Source organism: Tundrisphaera lichenicola, assembly GCF_051175385.1.
Taxonomy (GTDB): Bacteria; Planctomycetota; Planctomycetia; order Isosphaerales; family Isosphaeraceae; genus Tundrisphaera; species Tundrisphaera lichenicola.
In genome coordinates this window covers 2,396,932-2,411,374 of sequence record NZ_CP195106.1, presented here as the reverse complement: position 1 = coordinate 2,411,374, position 14,443 = coordinate 2,396,932, and the positions used below count along the sequence as shown (strand labels likewise).

Below are 14,443 nucleotides of genomic sequence, written 5' to 3'. Positions count from 1 at the left end.
GGTCGGCCGAATCTCTGGCCCGTCCGAAGACCGGCGATGATGTTTCACAATAACCACCGAGGGCTGCCATCGGCAAGGGATTGCCCAGGCCGGTCTGCTCGTCCCAACAGCAATCGGGGAGGACCCTTTGGGAGATCGTCAGGGAACCTCGGCCGACTTCGGAATCGGGAGAGGTTCGGGCCGTACGGTCGTGCTGAGCTTCTTGGCGGCTCGGAGGCTGAGCCAGGTCGTCGGGGCCATCACGAGTGCGAATCCGGCCAGTGCCGTCGGGGTCAAGGGACGACCCCAGAGCCCGACGTCGAATCCCATGGCGAAGACGACCTGCGTCAGGCCGACCACGGCGACCTTGGCCGGTGCCCCGGCGGCATAGGCCTTGGTCAGGAAGACCTGCCCGAGCGTACCCGAGATCCCGACGCCCAGGAGGAGCAGCATGGTGATGGGCTCCATGAGGCCGGGTGAGAGCGTCTCGCGACGCAAGATCAACCAGATGGCCGAGATCAGGCTGGCCACCCCGGCGAAGTGCGCCACCACGGCCCGGGGGTCGAGGTGGCGGAGCTTGTGGAGGCCCAGCATCGCGATCGCCGTCGACACCGAGCTGAGGAGGGCCACCAGCGCCGCGAGCCGGTCGACGCCGACGTGGGGCTGCTCGATCAGGACCACGCCAATCAGGCCGCTGAAGACCCCCACGACCTCCCCGATCGAGGGAGGGCGGCGGATCGCGATCGCCGAGATCAGGACGATCCAGAGAGGATGAACATTCATCAGGGTCACGGCGTCGGCGACGGGCAGTCGTGCCAGAGCGTAAAAGTTGCAGACCAGGCTGAAACTCCCGGCCAGGCTCCGGAGCCAGAGCGTCCGGGGACGCCAGACCGCCAGCTTCGATCCCGAGGCTTTCGCCAGGATCGAAGCCGTCACGAACATCATCAGGGCCCGGATCAACGCGACCACGAGCCAGTCGCAGCGATCCCCCAGGGCATGGACCAGCGCCCCCATCGAAGCGAACGAGATCGCGCCGCCCAGCATCCAGACCGAGGACCGATCAATCCCCCCGGCGTCGGTTCCAGGGGTCATGGAGTCCTCGACGTGGAGTAGAGCCAGCACCGATGATTCATGAACTGAATCATCCGTTCGGGGCGGAGCCCGGCCTTCTCGGCGACCCTCCGCGAGGCCAGGTTGTCGCGGTGGATGATCGAGACCAGGCGGTCGAGGCCGAGGCGATCGAAGCCGTGATCTCGGATCGCCAGGGCGGCCTCGGTGGCCAGGCCCCGTCCCCAGTGCGTCGGGGCGATCAGGTAAGCGATCTCGACTTCCTTTCGCCCCTGGAGGGATTGCGGGAGCAGTCCGCATCGGCCAATCAAGCGCCCGTCGAGGCGGTCCAGGGCCGCCCAGAGGCTGAAACCGTGCTCGGCTTGCCAGGCGATGCAGCGTTCCAGGTCGCGGAGGGTCTCGTCGCGAGAGCGGGGGGCAGAGGGGAAGTAACGCATCACCATCGGGTCGGATTGAATGGCCTCGAGGGCGTCAAGATCATCCGGGGTGAGATGGCGAAGGGTCAGCCGATCGGTCTCCAGCACGAGCATCGTGGCTCCTCGGTCCCGGCTCCTCGGCCCATCCCACCGACGGCCCGTCGAGGTCGCCGGGCGCCTGGCTCGGCGCGACCTCCTGGATTAATTATGGCAATTCCTGCCCATCCGCGTCATCCCGGACGCTCGCGGATCATGGGGGTGATGGTCCGGGTGAGGCGATGATCAGCGCGATGGCGCCCCAGTCTCGATGAGGCCCGGGTTGGTCGCGGAAGTCGACCTCAAGGATCAGGACACTCCGCGAGGGGAGAGGTTCTCCGAGCGGAATAACCCAGGCCGAGGCCTCGGCGGGATTTGGCAAAAGATCCCGTCCGTTAAGCTGGGCGGCGACGAGCCCCGGGACTTTCAGCAACTCCAGGTAGATCGATTGTACCGATTCGATACCGGGGGGACGGCCGAATTTCCGACGGAGTAGGAATCGGGATGGTGAGCCAGACGGCCAGTCGGTCGGCAAGTCGACGCGCCGGGTGGCCTCGGATTCTCCGTCGAGGTCGCGGCAGTCCCAGGCGGCGCGGAGTCGGATTGCGTGCTCGACCAAGGTGGAATAAGGCCTCTGGGATCAAGGAGGGCTGGACAGCCTTTGGTCTGGCCAGCGCGATCCGTAACGATTATAGTCATTCACCGCGCGGAAGGTCGCTGGGAGAAACAAAGTGGAACCTCCGACCAACCGCGGAACCAAGGTTTTCCCCTCCCCTACCTATCCCGTGCGTCGCATCGTCGATGCGGAGCGAGGCCTCAGCGGAGCCGGCCTCGGTGGTCCCTTGCCCGAGTCCGAAGTGAGTCGACGCAGGCTCGACCTCCACGGCCAGGTCCCATCATCCCCACCGACCATCCGACGCGGCGCAACCCGGTTCGAGACCGTCGCGGATCTCTTATGAGTATTGGCCCTTTGCACGCCGAAGCAAGGACGAGCACGCTGACCGGCGTGCAGATTCTGGGGACCGGCCGATATCTGCCCGACAACGTGATTACCAATCACGACTTGCAGGCCTCGCACGGCTTCGATCCGGAATGGATCGTGAACCGCACCGGAATCCACGAGCGTCGGTTCGCGTTGCCCCACCAGGCGACCAGCGACCTGGCGGTCCACGCGGCCGCTCGTTGCCTGAAGGCGGCCGGGGTCGATCCCTCGGAGGTGGACCTCCTGGTCATCGGCACTTTCACGCCCGACATGTGTTTTCCCTCGACGGCCTGCCTGGTCCAGGATCGGATGCGCCTGAATTGCCCGGCGTTCGATCTTCAGGCGGCCTGCGCGGGGTTCGTCTACGCGATGGTCACGGCGGCCCAGTTCGTCGCGGCCGGGACGAGCCGTCGGGCCCTGGTCATCGGGGCCGACTGTAATAGTCGGGTGATCAATCCCAACGACCAGAAGAGCTTCCCGCTCTTCGGCGACGGGGCCGGGGCGGTCCTCCTGGGGCCGGGCTCCCCCGAACAGGGGATGCTGGCCTATCAGTTGGGCTCGGACGGTTCGGGCGGCGACCTGCTGAACCGACCGGCGTGCGGGAGCCGGATGCCCCCCTCGGTGGAAGCCCTCCAGCAAGGGTTGCAGTATCTCACGATGGACGGACGAGCCGTCTTCAAGTGGGCCGTCCGGATCCTGGCCGATTCTTGCACGGCGGTGCTGGCCAAGGCGGGACGGTCGATCGACGATGTCCGCTGGTTCATCCCCCACCAGGCCAACGTCCGGATCATCCACGCGGCCAGCGACGTCCTCGGCTTCCACCGGGACGTTGTTTACAAAAACCTGGAGCGATATGGCAACACCTCGGGAGGCTCGATCCCGATCGCGATCGATGAACTCGCCGAAGAAAACCAGATCCGTCGAGGGGACCTGGTCCTCACGTCCGGCTTCGGTGCCGGGCTGAACTGGGGGACCGCACTCTGGCGGTGGTGAGGTGGATCTCGCAACGGCCCGCCTCCGGAAAGAGGGGGCCGCCGCGAGTCCTTCGTCCTCACTACTTCTTGGAATTCGAGCCGGTCTGCTTGCTGTAGAAGCCCGATCCCTGGTTGCCCAGCGGGGTCGTACCGGTCGTCGTCTGGTAGACGTTGCCGATCAGATACCCGTTGATCGTGCCATTCCCCGCCACGTCGTTGCCGTTGCCGAAGATCCCGTCGATCGACCGATAGGAGGCCGCGACGACCGAGTCGACCAGGTCGCCCCGGATCAGCAATGGTCCGATGGAACTGGCGCCCGTGACCGGGTCGGCTCCGGCGATCCCCGAGTAATAGTCGTACCCGGATCGGATCTCGCTGTTGACGATGTCTCCGACGATGTGGGTCTTTCCGATCGACCCCTGCGCCAGGATCAGCGAGGACTGGATCGCCGTACCGGGCCGGTTGACGTACGTGGTGTAACCGTTCTGGCCCGCCTGGATCTGCGATGGATCCTGGCTGGTTTGCAGGAACTGATTGCTCGGGGCCACGACCAGCGAGCCGATGTTCCCCTCGGTCACGATCTGGCCGCCGAGGAGGCCCGCCGCTGGGTAGCCGTACTTCGCGGCCGGAGTCCCGAAGTAGATCGGGTTAGAGCTCGCGCCGATCGTGCTGCCGATCCCCTTGGCGAATTTCAGCGTACCGATGCTGCCCTGGGAATCGATCGCGATCGCGTCGGTCGGGCCGCCGAACTGGGCGGCCTTGACCCCGTCCAGGCCGGTCAGACTGTTCTGGAACGGCTGGGCCGCCTTCGAGAAGGTGGTGTTGGTCGTCCCGCCGTTGACCTTCAGGTGGTTGATCGACTTGGCCTGGACGGCGGTCCGTCCGGTCGTCCCGACGATCGGGAATTGATACTCCAACGCCGCCGAGTAGGTCGGGATCAACTGGGTCGGGATGTTCAGGAACCCGTTGTTGATGGGCGGATAGAGCGAACCGAGGTTCGGTTGCTGCGAGATCGAGACCACGTTCAGACCCTTGATCCCGCCATTGACGATCAGCGTGACCGTCGGGCTGGTCAGTGGGCCGGTCGGGATGGTCTGGCTCCCGCCGCTCGAGAACGCGGTGTCGTCGTAGACCGTGTTATAAATCCGGTCGATTCGGATGTTCGGCTGGACGTTGTTGGGCGTGGTCGCCTCGCCGATTGAGATCGTGATCGGCACCGGGTTGAACGAGGCCGGGAAACGCGCGTCGATCCCGCCGAATTCCAGGGTGCCCACGGTGCCCTTGATCTGGATCCCGGTGGTCTGGTTCAGCGAGGTCTCGGCGGGCGAGAGCGAAGTGCTCCCGGGAGGCGTGATCGTGTCGGTCAGGATGAAACCGTTGAGCACGATCGCCTTGAGGCTCCTCTGGGCGACCAGTTGGTTAAACCGGACCGTCCCCAGGGTCGGGAGCAAGGTGTAGTCGCTCGGGACCCGGGTCGATTGCGAGACCTGGCCATGGAGCGACGACTTCTTGGGGTCGGTCCCGACCACGCGGATCGTGTCGATATCGTCGTCCAGCACGCCATCGTTGGGCGTGGTGTCGGTCACGATGATCTTGCCGGGTCCCGTCAGGGTCAGCTTGTAGCTATTCCCCTGGCGGTCCTGCCCGGTGATGACCTTCCCCGAATTCGAATAGGTCGCCAGGACCTTGGGATCGCTGCCGATCGGCTTGGGGATAGAGATATCCGGGGTTGGCCCGGGCGGCTGCTCGACCGGGAAATCCGAGAGTGGATAATTACCGCTCGCGAGATAGGGGGTACCGGAGAGCAACTGGCGGCTCTCCAGGGTCTCCAGGTTCGACCGCAGCCGACGCCTGGCCGGGTCGGGTCGAGCAGACCGTCGACTCGTTGACTTCATGGAAGACTCCCTTCGCCGACGAACCGCGCGGAGATTCGATGACGGACCAGGAAGTCCGCCCCCGAGTCCCGATGGTCCGCCGTCCTTGGATCGGATGGGTCGACCGGGGAAACGACCTCACTCCTTCGACTTCGACGAGCCCAGGGCGAAGAACCCCGACCCGCCATCCGCAAAGGTCGACCGAATGAGGCAACGCTTCAGTATTCGACGCCCGGTCTAAGCGGACTTCATGCGTCCCGGCAGTTTGGAGAACCCAGGATGCCGAGGGTGACGAGAGAAAGGTTTAGTCCGCAACGGGGGATCGGAGCAGATCCAGGGCTTGCTCTTGATCGGGGAGTATCGTGAAGAGGGTGGTGAGCTTCATGACCGAGAAGAGATCCAGGATCTCGGGCCTGAGTTGGAACAGGACCAGGCGGCCTTCTCGGGCCTCGACCCGGCGTTTCAATCCGATCACCAGGGCGATTCCGGTGCTGGAGAGATAGTCGATGCCCCCGAGATCGATGGCGACCTTGGGAGAATCGCGCGACTCGATCGGCTCGTAGAGCAGCTTTCGAAGCCCGTGTGCCTGGCCTTCATTGACCGCGATCGGGTCATCGAGGGAGATCAGAAGGACATCGCCTTCTTCATGAACCAGTGGCGGGCGCATTGATCGGACCTCCGCCCGGCCAGGGGACCGGCCAAACTCGAAACGAGCTGAAAGACCCAAGTCGGATCGCCCTCGCGTCGATCCTCGACTCAGGGGATCGGCACCGAATCTCAGGCCACGAGCCGATCAAATTGAAGTTTATCTCATGATGGGCAAAAGTGCCATGAAGTCCAACCGGTCTCGTGTCGTGCTCGGCCTCTCGCTGATCGGGTCGTCCTTTCAGGGCTGTGGGTGTGTCCATCATAGGCAGGTATTCATCAAGGAGCGTCGAGGCACCCCGGTCCAGGTCGACACCCGAGAGGGAGTCCGGGTCCGGGCGCCGTTCGTCGACATCCAGGTTCCGGCCCGGAAATCGACGACGGCCGGCGAAATCGACGTGCCGATGATCGAGCCCGATTGAGGATCGCCGTCGCATGGGCTGGTGTTTTTCCTTGACGGGGCGATGGTTTCCGCCACAATGTCGACGTCGATCTGGGCCGCCTCGCCGCCAGGTCCACCAACGCCCGGAGGGTCCGCCCCCGCCATGAAGCTGATCATCGCGATCATCCAACCCACCAAACTTGAAGCGGTCAAGGAGGCCCTCTCGCAGGTGGAGGTCTTTCGGTTAACCGTGACCGATGTGCAAGGGTTCGGGCGTCAGAAGGGATATACCGAGGTCTACCGTGGACACGAGATCACGGTGAACCTCCTCCGGAAGATCGAATTGCAGATCGCCGTGAACGAGGATTTCGTCGAGCCGACGGTCAATGCGATCATCCAGGCGGGCCGGAGCGGCCCCGATGGCAAGATTGGCGACGGCAAGATCTTCATCCTCCCGATGGACGATTGCATCCGGATCCGGACCGGCGAGCGCGGACCCGAGGCGATTTGAGACGGGGCCAGCAAGACGATCGCGACCTGGGGGTCCGGACCAGCATGATTCGCGCGGTGATCTTCGATTTCAACGGCGTGCTCGTCGACGATGAATCGGTCCATTGCGACCTCTTCCGCGAGGTGCTCGCGGCCGAGGGAGTGGCGATGGACGAGCGACTCTATCACGAGAAGTATCTCGGCTTCGATGACCGTGAATGCTTCGAGACCGCGATGGCCGACGCCGGCCTCCCGGTCGATCGGGCGAAGACCGACGAGATGATCGCCCGGAAGGCCGTCCGCTACTTCGAAGTGGCCGAGGCCGGGCTTCGATTCTTCCCGAAGGCGGCCGAATCGCTCGCGACCCTGTCCGATCATTGGCCCCTGGCGATCAACTCGGGGGCCCTCCGGCCCGAGATTGAGTTCGCGCTCGGCAAGATGGGGGTCCGCGATCGGATCCGAGCCATCGTCTCGGCCGAGGACGCCAGCCGGGGCAAGCCCGACCCGATGGGCTACCTCCTCGCGCTCGAAGCCCTCCGACGCGAACCGGGGATGGCCGATCTCGCGGCCGGCGACTGCCTGGTCATCGAGGACAGCCTGGCCGGGATCCTCTCGGCCCGAGGTGCGGGGATGCTCGCCGTGGGGATCGCCCAGACCTACGGGCGGGAGGAGCTATCGGGAGCCGGGGCCGAGGCCGTCATCGACGATCTCCATCCGCTCACCCCGTCGTGGATCGATCGGACGTTCGGGGGCAAATCATGAGCGGTCCTTCGGAGGTGCCGATCCCGGAAGGGCCGGCCGGGCTCCTGCTGTCCCGCGACCTGATCTTCTTCTCGAAGGTCACGGGGACCGCCTCGGCGCTCGGGCACCGCGTGATCGTCGCGGGCAACGCCGCACTGGCCTCGGCCATGATGGAGAAGTGTAAACCGAAGGTCGTTTTCGTCGACCTCGCCGCCGGCGAGCTCGTCGCTCCCGGCTCGATTGCCCGATACCGCGAGATCACCGGGCCGGAGACCCCATTCGTGGCCTTCGGCTCGCATGTCGATGTTCAAGCGCTGGCCGATGCCGCCAAAGCCGGGTGTGACCCGGTGATGCCCAGGAGCCGGTTCACGAACGAGCTTCCCGCGTTGATCCGACGCTACTTCGAAGGATGATCGGTGGAGGCCCCTCGCGATGCCGGAGCAGGCGACCCGACCGGCGAACCGCCTCGAAAATTCTCGCAAACGCCCCGAACATTGCGAATTCTGCGGCCGTGACAAGCCGCTGACTTTTCACCACCTGATCCCTCGCAAGAATCATCGGAAGGCCCGATTCCGCCGTCGCTACTCGAACCATGAGATGCGGCATCGAGGCCTCTACCTTTGCAGTCCCTGCCACCTCGGGATCCATGACCTCATCCCGGACGAGACCGAGCTGGGCGAGCGATATAACACGCGTGAACAACTCCTGTCCCATGAGGGGATCCTGCGACACGTCGCCTGGGTGGCCCGCCAGAAATAGCGATCCACGCCGTGGGCGATTCAATCGATCCCGTACTTCTTGAGTTTCTGCCGGAGAGTGGCCCGATGAATTCCCAGGGCCTGTGCGGCCAGGGCGCGGTTCCCTCGATGAGTCCGGAGGACCGCCTGCAAGAGCGGAGGCTCCGCGAATTCCAGGAATCGCTCGTAGAGCGAGCCCCCCTCGGGAATGGATCCCTCGCGACTCGCCCACGCGGCGCATTGCTCGCGTAGTCCTTCGGCACTCGATCCTCTCGTCGAGTTCTCGGTTCCCAGGCCGATCGTCGGGAGATGCTCGGGCCGGATGGGCTGTCCTCGCGAGATGACGGCCGCGTGCTCGATCGCGTTGCGCAATTCGCGGACGTTGCCCGCCCAGGGTCGGGAGTCGAGTTCCTCGACCGCCTCGTCCGTGATCTCGGTCCGGTTTCCGGACGAAAATCGGGAGCGGTTCAGGAAATGGTCGGCCAGCAAGGGGATGTCGCCTCGACGGTCGCGGAGCGGCGGGACCTCGATCCGGAACACGCTCAGCCGGAAGTAGAGATCCTGACGAAACTGGCCCGACTTCATCAGATCATCGAGCGGCTGGTTCGTCGCCGCAACCAGTCGGATGTCGGTCGGCCGGGGTCGAGCATCGCCGACCGGCGTCACCTCGCGGTGTTCGATCGCCCTGAGGAGCTTCACCTGGAGGTTCAAGGGGATATCGCCGACTTCGTCCAGGAGGACGGTGCCCCCGCTGGCGAGTTCCAGCAGGCCCTTGCGATCCTGGTTCGCGCCGGTGAACGACCCCCGGACGTGGCCGAAGAGTTCCCCTTCGACCAGGCCGGGGCTGAGCGCGGCCGGGCAGATCGGCAGGAAGGCCCGATCACGCCTGGCGCTGTGGCGATGGATCGCCCGGGCGATCAGCTCCTTGCCGGTCCCGCTTTCTCCCGTGATCAGCACGGGCACGTCCGTCGGCGCGACGAGGGCGATCTTCTTGAAGAGATCCTGCATCGCGGGCGAGCTGCCGATCAATGCCTCGGTCCCGTCTGGTCCGGGCCCGGGTTTCTCGGGGCCTGAGCGGCGTCGTTCCAGCGCCCGCTTGATGATGGTCGTCCCCTGGTCGAGGTCGAAGGGCTTGACCAGGTAATCGAAGGCCCCGCCTTCCATCGCCCTGACCGCCGTCTCCAGGTTCCCGAAGGCGGTCATGATGATGATCGGAGCCGCCCCGATCCGCTCGCGGAACGATCTCATGGCCGAGAGGCCGTCCAGCCCCGGGAGTCGGACGTCGAGCACGATCGCGTCGAGCGTCCCGGCGTCGGCGATCTTGAGCCCTTCCTCGGCCGAGGCGGCCACCTCGACCTGGTGCCCCTCGTCGGTCAGCGACTCGCGGAAGGCCCAGCAGATGCTGGCCTCGTCGTCGACGATCAGGATCCGGCTCATGCGACACCTCGGGCTTGAGAGTCCGCCATCGGCAAGGTGAGGCGAAATGTGGTCAGGCCGTCGCCCCTCGACCAGTCGAGCCGCCCTCCGCCGGCGGTGGCGACCTGATGGGCGAGGGCCAGTCCGAGGCCGACACCTTCCTGCTTGCCCGTGACGAACGGCTCGTAGAGTTGGTCGGCCAGCTCGGAGGGAGGCCCCGGTCCGGTGTCGGAAACTTCGAGGGCCACCTCGTCCCCGATGTTGAAGGCGTTCAACCGGACCTCGCCGCCGGCGCCGGCGGCCTCGATGGCGTTCAGGGTCAGGTTCAGCACGGCGGCTCGGACGCTGGTGCTCTCGGCCAGGAAGGGGAGCGGTTTATCGGCGGGATGATGGTGCAAGGCAACTCGGGCATGCTGGCAGGTCGGAGAGACGAGCAACGCGACGTCTTCGAGGAGCTGGCCGGCATCGCAGCGTTCGGGAGGCCTCGGCTCGACCCGGCCCAGGGAGAGCAGCCCCTTGACCTGTTCCTCGGTCATCGCCAGTTGCCGGATGGCGACATTCAAGGATTCATCCCCCTCCTGAGGGGGGCATCTCCGGGTGTGGAGCTGGACGCTCATCCGGGCTCCGGTGATCGAGTTGCGGAGCTGATGGGCCAGGCCCGCCGCGAGCTGGGCGAGTAACCGAGTCCGCTCGGACTGTCGGATCGTCTGTCGCATCTCTCTCAACTGGCCGCACATCCGGTTGACCGACCTCGAGAGATCCTCGACCTCATCGACGGTCCGACCCGGCTCGAACTCCTCGAAGTCGCCCGCCGCGATCCGGGCCACCTGTTGCTGGACTCGTCGAAGTCTCAGGCCGATCCGTCTGGCGATCCAGCTCGTGACCCCGACCATCAGGGCCAGGGCACCGAGCCCGACTACCAACGGGGCCGTCGCCGCCTCCCGGCGGGCCTGACTCCAGGAGGTCTCGGGATAAAGCACCAGGAGCGAGGAACCTCGCGAACCTCCCGCATTCTTCAGCGAAGTCGCGAAATAGCGTGTCCCATCCAGGAGGATCGTCGGGGAATCCCCCAGGGCATCGAGCCGATCCATCGAACGCCCGGATCGCTGGGTCGGCGACAAGGAGCGGAGCGAAGGGAGTGTCGCTTCGGTCACCCGCCCCGCCTCGTCATAGGCGGCGAAATGGGCCCCCGACAGGCCTCGCATCTTCGCCAGGACACTGGGCGTGTAGGGGAAATTCGAATGCCCCAGCGCCTGGACGACCCCGTTCAATCGGTCGACGATCTGGCCCTCCATCCGCCGGGCCGCCAGCGAGGCGGCGGTCAGCGTCACGATCGCCACCGCGATCACCTGAATGGTCACGACCGGAATCAAAATCTGGTTTCGTATGGATCGGATCATTGCGATGCTTCGGTGACTCGAGCCGACCGCGCGGGGCCTTTCCTGCGTCCGTTCCATCAGAGCCGTTCGGAGTCGAAGTCCGCAAGGGGACCTTGATCGTCCTCGAATGAAATCGAGATGCCGGCGTTCTATCGCTGGTCATTCTTTGGCCGCCGGGGACAAAGTTTCGCCGGCGGCTGGAAGTGAAGCGATTTGCGATTTATCTTAAATAATTATTTTGTAAAGACTTGCGGTTTATGCGGTCGGCGGCGTGAGGTTTGCTTTGGTCGGCTCGATTCGCATTCATTTGTCTGAGGAATTAATCAATGAGACCGGGACGTGGATTCACATTAATCGAACTCCTGGTGGTGATCGCCATCATCGTGGTCTTGGTGAGTCTGCTCCTCCCGGCAGTTCAAGCGGCGCGAGAGGCGGCGAGGCGGGCCCAGTGCATCAACAACCTCAAGCAGATCGGCCTGGCTGTCCACAACTACCACGACTCCATCGGGACGCTCCCGCTAGGGTGCGCGGTGAGCTTCGATCGGTCGGGCAATGCGATCTTCAACGGGTGGGGAATCACCGCGCGACTCCTTCCTTATCTGGAAGGCGAGAATCAGTTCAACGCCTGCAATTTCAACCTGGCCAACGAGGCACCCGCCAACGATACGGTGATGCGGCTCGGCATCGTCACCTATTTCTGCCCGTCCGACGGTCAGAACCGGGTGATCTACGTCGACGACGGCCAGCCGAGGAATAACACCAATTACGCCTTCAACCGGGGCGACTGGTATGTCTGGGGCGGTGCGGGCTCGTCCCCGGCTCCGCGTGCCCCGTTCCAGGTCAACCGGAGTATGCCCATCGCCGGAGTGACCGACGGCCTGAGCAACACGATTTTTGCCGCCGAGGTCAAGAGCCACACCCCGTATCTCAAGGATTGCTCGGGGCTGGTCTACGCCCCGGTCGGTTCCATGCCGATTCCCGGGCCATTCGATGCGCTTTCTGCGATCGCCCAGTACACGTCTTGTGCTGGTTCGGGGGCCGAGCTTCGCGCCGACTCGGGCCACTCCGAATGGGAGGATGGGAACACCAGTCAGGCCGGTTTCACGACCGCTTGGCCCCCCAACAAGGTCACGCCCGGCCGATTCGGTTCGACCTCCGTGCCCGATACCGACCTGATCGCCAACCGGGAAGAGGAGGGGGGGCCGACCTTCGCCGCGGTGACGGCTCGGAGCTATCATCCGGGCGGGGTGAACGTCCTGTTCGGCGACGGGAGCGTGCGCTTCGTCAAGAGCACGATCAACGGCCTGACCTGGCGGGCGATCGGCTCTCCTGCCGGGGGCGAGGTCGTCAGCGGCGACGCCTACTGATCGACGTTCGTTGTCGGGCTCGAGGTCTTCAGGCCGACGGCACCTCGGTCATCGAGCAGAGGACCGTTTCTCGACGGGTCGACCACGGTCCAGGCGGCGACCCTGCGACCCTGGGGGTCGGTCCCGACCGCCTTGAAGACCAGCGGCCCGTCCCCGCTCCGGACCCCGAGGAGTCGGATGGGTCGGGATCGGAGGAGTCCCCCCCCCGGGAGCGCGGAGGTCCCGAACATCGAAGCGATCCCGAGCATGTCCAGCCCGTCGCGACGGAACCTCGGGGAATACGGGTCGGAATCGGGGACCAGTCGCTCCCAGGCCAGGGCTCCGAGGCGGACCGGGGTCCCTTCGTGCTCGGCGACCTGGGCCTCGATTCGGATCTCGCCGTCGGGGCTGGTCGATGGCCGGACGATCAACTCGGGCCGCCCCAGGCCCGCCGGCAAGGGCACGGCGGTCACCTGGATCTCGGCTTCGGCCGGTCCCCGGATCTCGACCCGCAAGGGACCCGTTTGCGATCCCCCCAACAGCGCGTAATGGGCGGTGGTCCCCCCGGCAAGCCAAGAGGAATCCCCCGGGCCACCCGGGGTGATGACGGCGGCCCGGGGGCCGGCCAGGATCCAGTCTTCCAGCTCGGCTCGAGGGTCGACCGAACGATATCCTCCCTCAAGGGTCGAGGTCGGGTCGAGCCCGCTCATGTAGAGTGCGACCGTCCATCGGCGGAACAGCTCCGGAAAACCGGCCCCGGTCGCCGCTTCCAGGTTGGCGACCCCTCGGCGATTCGACCGGACGAGCTGGTCCAGCAGGCTCGTTCCGTAGGTGTCGACGCACCATCGGAGGAACAGGTAGGTTGCGCCCCGGTTCCCGTGGCTCCGGAAGAGGTCGGCCGCGTAATAGTCCTCGACGACCAGTTGATAACGCTCGGGCTGGGAAAGGAAGGCGCTGACCCGATAGTCGATGTTCGATCGAGAGAACCCGTGGGCATCCTCCACGAGGTGGGCGATCGCCTCGTCCAGCCATCCTTCCTCCTCGGGCCCGACCATCCCCCGGGAGGGATTGGCCAGCGGCTTCCGGCTGAAGGTGACGGCATGGGCATATTCGTGGGCGATGACGGTCCGGAGGTGCGGCCCGGCCCGAAGGCTCGTGCTGAGATACATCATGTCGCAATGATTGCTGAAGGGTGCCCCCAGGGAGCTATCCAGGTCGGCCCCCCGGACGAACCCGTCGACGCGGACCTTCCCCCCCGAGAGTCGGGTCAGCCACCCCGAAAGCAGGACGGTGAAGCGACCATCGTCATCCACGTCGAAGGCGGTGCCGAACCGGCTGGCGGCGGTCGGGAAGACCTCGTTGTCGAACGTCGAGACGATCTCGCGGAGGGTCGAGGCCTCGACCTCGGGCCCATCGTCGCGATCGACGTAGACCTGGACTCTTCGGCCGACCGCCCGGAGCCTCGCGGAGATGGCCCGGTAGTTCCGGGCGGACGCGACATCCCCCTCCGCGACCATCAGGTGAAAGGTTCGCTCCGATCGGGGAATCTCCGACGAAGCGGGGGGGATGGGGCCAGGGACGGGGGCGTCCTTCCTGGGCGGTTGATCCACCGAGCCCGGCATCGGAGCGATCGGTTCCGCCATCTCGATCGGCCTGGCCGAGAGTTGGATCCGGTAAGGGCCCCTGTCTCGCGAGAGTGCCGAGACGATCACCAGGGTTTGCGCCCCGTTCCGAGAGGCAGGCAGATCGAAGCTGGACCGGCCCGAATGGACCGGGATGGCGATCGCTTTGCCCACCTGCCAGGAACCGCGAGCCGGGGCGGTCTCGACCGGGTCGAATGCCCCGGCCCTGGCCCTTGCCAGCAGGATCGCGACCGCGAGGGTAAACCAGGCCTGGGCCATCGAGCCGGCTCGGAAGCGAGGACGGGGCATTCCACGGTCTTCCGGGCCAGGATTCGCCATCCCGCCTCCCCTCAGAGG

Annotated in this window: 15 protein-coding genes; 7 read left to right on the top strand and 8 right to left on the bottom strand. The window is 65.4% G+C overall.

Translation table 11 applies throughout. From position 1 onward, the window contains the following. Positions 1-138: 138 nt before the first annotated feature. The 3 genes from P12x_RS09525 to P12x_RS09515 form a co-directional block, all read right to left on the bottom strand. Complete coding sequence (locus P12x_RS09525; RefSeq protein WP_435010626.1) at positions 139-1,071, bottom strand: DMT family transporter; 933 nt, start codon at positions 1,069-1,071, stop codon at positions 139-141. Further along, complete coding sequence (locus tag P12x_RS09520) at positions 1,068-1,577, bottom strand: GNAT family N-acetyltransferase (protein ID WP_435010625.1); 510 nt, start codon at positions 1,575-1,577, stop codon at positions 1,068-1,070. Before P12x_RS09520 ends, P12x_RS09525 begins: the two co-directional genes overlap by 4 nt. Before the next feature lie 136 nt (positions 1,578-1,713). After that, positions 1,714-2,118, bottom strand: coding sequence for a hypothetical protein (locus tag P12x_RS09515; protein ID WP_435010624.1), 405 nt, complete (start codon positions 2,116-2,118; stop codon positions 1,714-1,716). A gap of 336 nt (positions 2,119-2,454) precedes the next feature. Here P12x_RS09515 and P12x_RS09510 point away from each other — a divergent pair, with 336 nt between their 5' ends. After that, complete coding sequence (locus P12x_RS09510; protein ID WP_435010623.1) at positions 2,455-3,474, top strand: beta-ketoacyl-ACP synthase III; 1,020 nt, start codon at positions 2,455-2,457, stop codon at positions 3,472-3,474. 61 nt (positions 3,475-3,535) lie between these two features. On the opposite strand, the gene P12x_RS09505 is transcribed toward P12x_RS09510, so the two are convergent. Both P12x_RS09505 and P12x_RS09500 read right to left on the bottom strand, forming a co-directional pair. Next, positions 3,536-5,350: a hypothetical protein gene (locus tag P12x_RS09505; protein ID WP_435010622.1), complete on the bottom strand. Its 1,815-nt coding sequence runs from the start codon at positions 5,348-5,350 to the stop codon at positions 3,536-3,538. Between the two features lie 283 nt (positions 5,351-5,633). Further along, positions 5,634-5,996: an STAS domain-containing protein gene (locus tag P12x_RS09500; protein WP_435010621.1), complete on the bottom strand. Its 363-nt coding sequence runs from the start codon at positions 5,994-5,996 to the stop codon at positions 5,634-5,636. A 145-nt stretch (positions 5,997-6,141) separates the two neighbouring features. Between P12x_RS09500 and P12x_RS09495 the strand changes: the two genes are divergently transcribed. The 5 genes from P12x_RS09495 to P12x_RS09475 all read left to right on the top strand — a co-directional run bounded on the left by P12x_RS09495 (position 6,142) and on the right by P12x_RS09475 (position 8,345). After that, a complete protein-coding gene (locus tag P12x_RS09495) occupies positions 6,142-6,396 on the top strand; it encodes a hypothetical protein (RefSeq protein WP_435010620.1) in 255 nt (84 codons plus the stop codon). A gap of 123 nt (positions 6,397-6,519) precedes the next feature. Continuing rightward, positions 6,520-6,867, top strand: a complete 348-nt coding sequence (locus tag P12x_RS09490) for a P-II family nitrogen regulator (RefSeq protein WP_435010619.1) — start codon at positions 6,520-6,522, stop codon at positions 6,865-6,867. Then, positions 6,864-7,607, top strand: coding sequence for an HAD family hydrolase (locus tag P12x_RS09485; protein WP_435010618.1), 744 nt, complete (start codon positions 6,864-6,866; stop codon positions 7,605-7,607). Before P12x_RS09490 ends, P12x_RS09485 begins: the two co-directional genes overlap by 4 nt. Further along, positions 7,604-7,999 (top strand): response regulator, encoded by a 396-nt coding sequence (locus tag P12x_RS09480; protein WP_435010617.1) that lies wholly within the window; start codon positions 7,604-7,606, stop codon positions 7,997-7,999. Before P12x_RS09485 ends, P12x_RS09480 begins: the two co-directional genes overlap by 4 nt. A 19-nt stretch (positions 8,000-8,018) precedes the next feature. Continuing rightward, complete coding sequence (locus P12x_RS09475; protein WP_435010616.1) at positions 8,019-8,345, top strand: hypothetical protein; 327 nt, start codon at positions 8,019-8,021, stop codon at positions 8,343-8,345. Positions 8,346-8,365: 20 nt separating this feature from the next. On the opposite strand, the gene P12x_RS09470 is transcribed toward P12x_RS09475, so the two are convergent. Next, entirely contained in the window at positions 8,366-9,760 is a 1,395-nt protein-coding gene (locus P12x_RS09470) for a sigma-54-dependent transcriptional regulator (RefSeq protein ID WP_435010615.1), read from the bottom strand. Continuing rightward, complete coding sequence (locus tag P12x_RS09465) at positions 9,757-11,139, bottom strand: ATP-binding protein (protein ID WP_435010614.1); 1,383 nt, start codon at positions 11,137-11,139, stop codon at positions 9,757-9,759. Before P12x_RS09465 ends, P12x_RS09470 begins: the two co-directional genes overlap by 4 nt. A gap of 305 nt (positions 11,140-11,444) precedes the next feature. Here P12x_RS09465 and P12x_RS09460 point away from each other — a divergent pair, with 305 nt between their 5' ends. Then, a complete protein-coding gene (locus P12x_RS09460) occupies positions 11,445-12,485 on the top strand; it encodes a DUF1559 domain-containing protein (protein ID WP_435010613.1) in 1,041 nt (346 codons plus the stop codon). On the opposite strand, the gene P12x_RS09455 is transcribed toward P12x_RS09460, so the two are convergent. Further along, positions 12,479-14,395, bottom strand: a complete 1,917-nt coding sequence (locus P12x_RS09455) for a hypothetical protein (RefSeq protein ID WP_435010612.1) — start codon at positions 14,393-14,395, stop codon at positions 12,479-12,481. The two genes, P12x_RS09460 and P12x_RS09455, sit on opposite strands and share 7 nt — an antisense overlap. Positions 14,396-14,443 lie beyond the last annotated feature (48 nt).

Coding starts and splice junctions, on each gene's coding strand:
- P12x_RS09470 (WP_435010615.1), bottom strand. CDS start 9,760: ATGAGCCGGATCCTGATCGTCGACGACGAGGCCAGCATCTGCTGGGCC.
- P12x_RS09455 (WP_435010612.1), bottom strand. CDS start 14,395: ATGCCCCGTCCTCGCTTCCGAGCCGGCTCGATGGCCCAGGCCTGGTTT.
- P12x_RS09480 (WP_435010617.1), top strand. CDS start 7,604: ATGAGCGGTCCTTCGGAGGTGCCGATCCCGGAAGGGCCGGCCGGGCTC.
- P12x_RS09475 (WP_435010616.1), top strand. CDS start 8,019: ATGCCGGAGCAGGCGACCCGACCGGCGAACCGCCTCGAAAATTCTCGC.
- P12x_RS09520 (WP_435010625.1), bottom strand. CDS start 1,577: ATGCTCGTGCTGGAGACCGATCGGCTGACCCTTCGCCATCTCACCCCG.
- P12x_RS09495 (WP_435010620.1), top strand. CDS start 6,142: ATGATGGGCAAAAGTGCCATGAAGTCCAACCGGTCTCGTGTCGTGCTC.
- P12x_RS09510 (WP_435010623.1), top strand. CDS start 2,455: ATGAGTATTGGCCCTTTGCACGCCGAAGCAAGGACGAGCACGCTGACC.
- P12x_RS09490 (WP_435010619.1), top strand. CDS start 6,520: ATGAAGCTGATCATCGCGATCATCCAACCCACCAAACTTGAAGCGGTC.
- P12x_RS09505 (WP_435010622.1), bottom strand. CDS start 5,350: ATGAAGTCAACGAGTCGACGGTCTGCTCGACCCGACCCGGCCAGGCGT.
- P12x_RS09500 (WP_435010621.1), bottom strand. CDS start 5,996: ATGCGCCCGCCACTGGTTCATGAAGAAGGCGATGTCCTTCTGATCTCC.
- P12x_RS09465 (WP_435010614.1), bottom strand. CDS start 11,139: ATGATCCGATCCATACGAAACCAGATTTTGATTCCGGTCGTGACCATT.
- P12x_RS09460 (WP_435010613.1), top strand. CDS start 11,445: ATGAGACCGGGACGTGGATTCACATTAATCGAACTCCTGGTGGTGATC.
- P12x_RS09525 (WP_435010626.1), bottom strand. CDS start 1,071: ATGACCCCTGGAACCGACGCCGGGGGGATTGATCGGTCCTCGGTCTGG.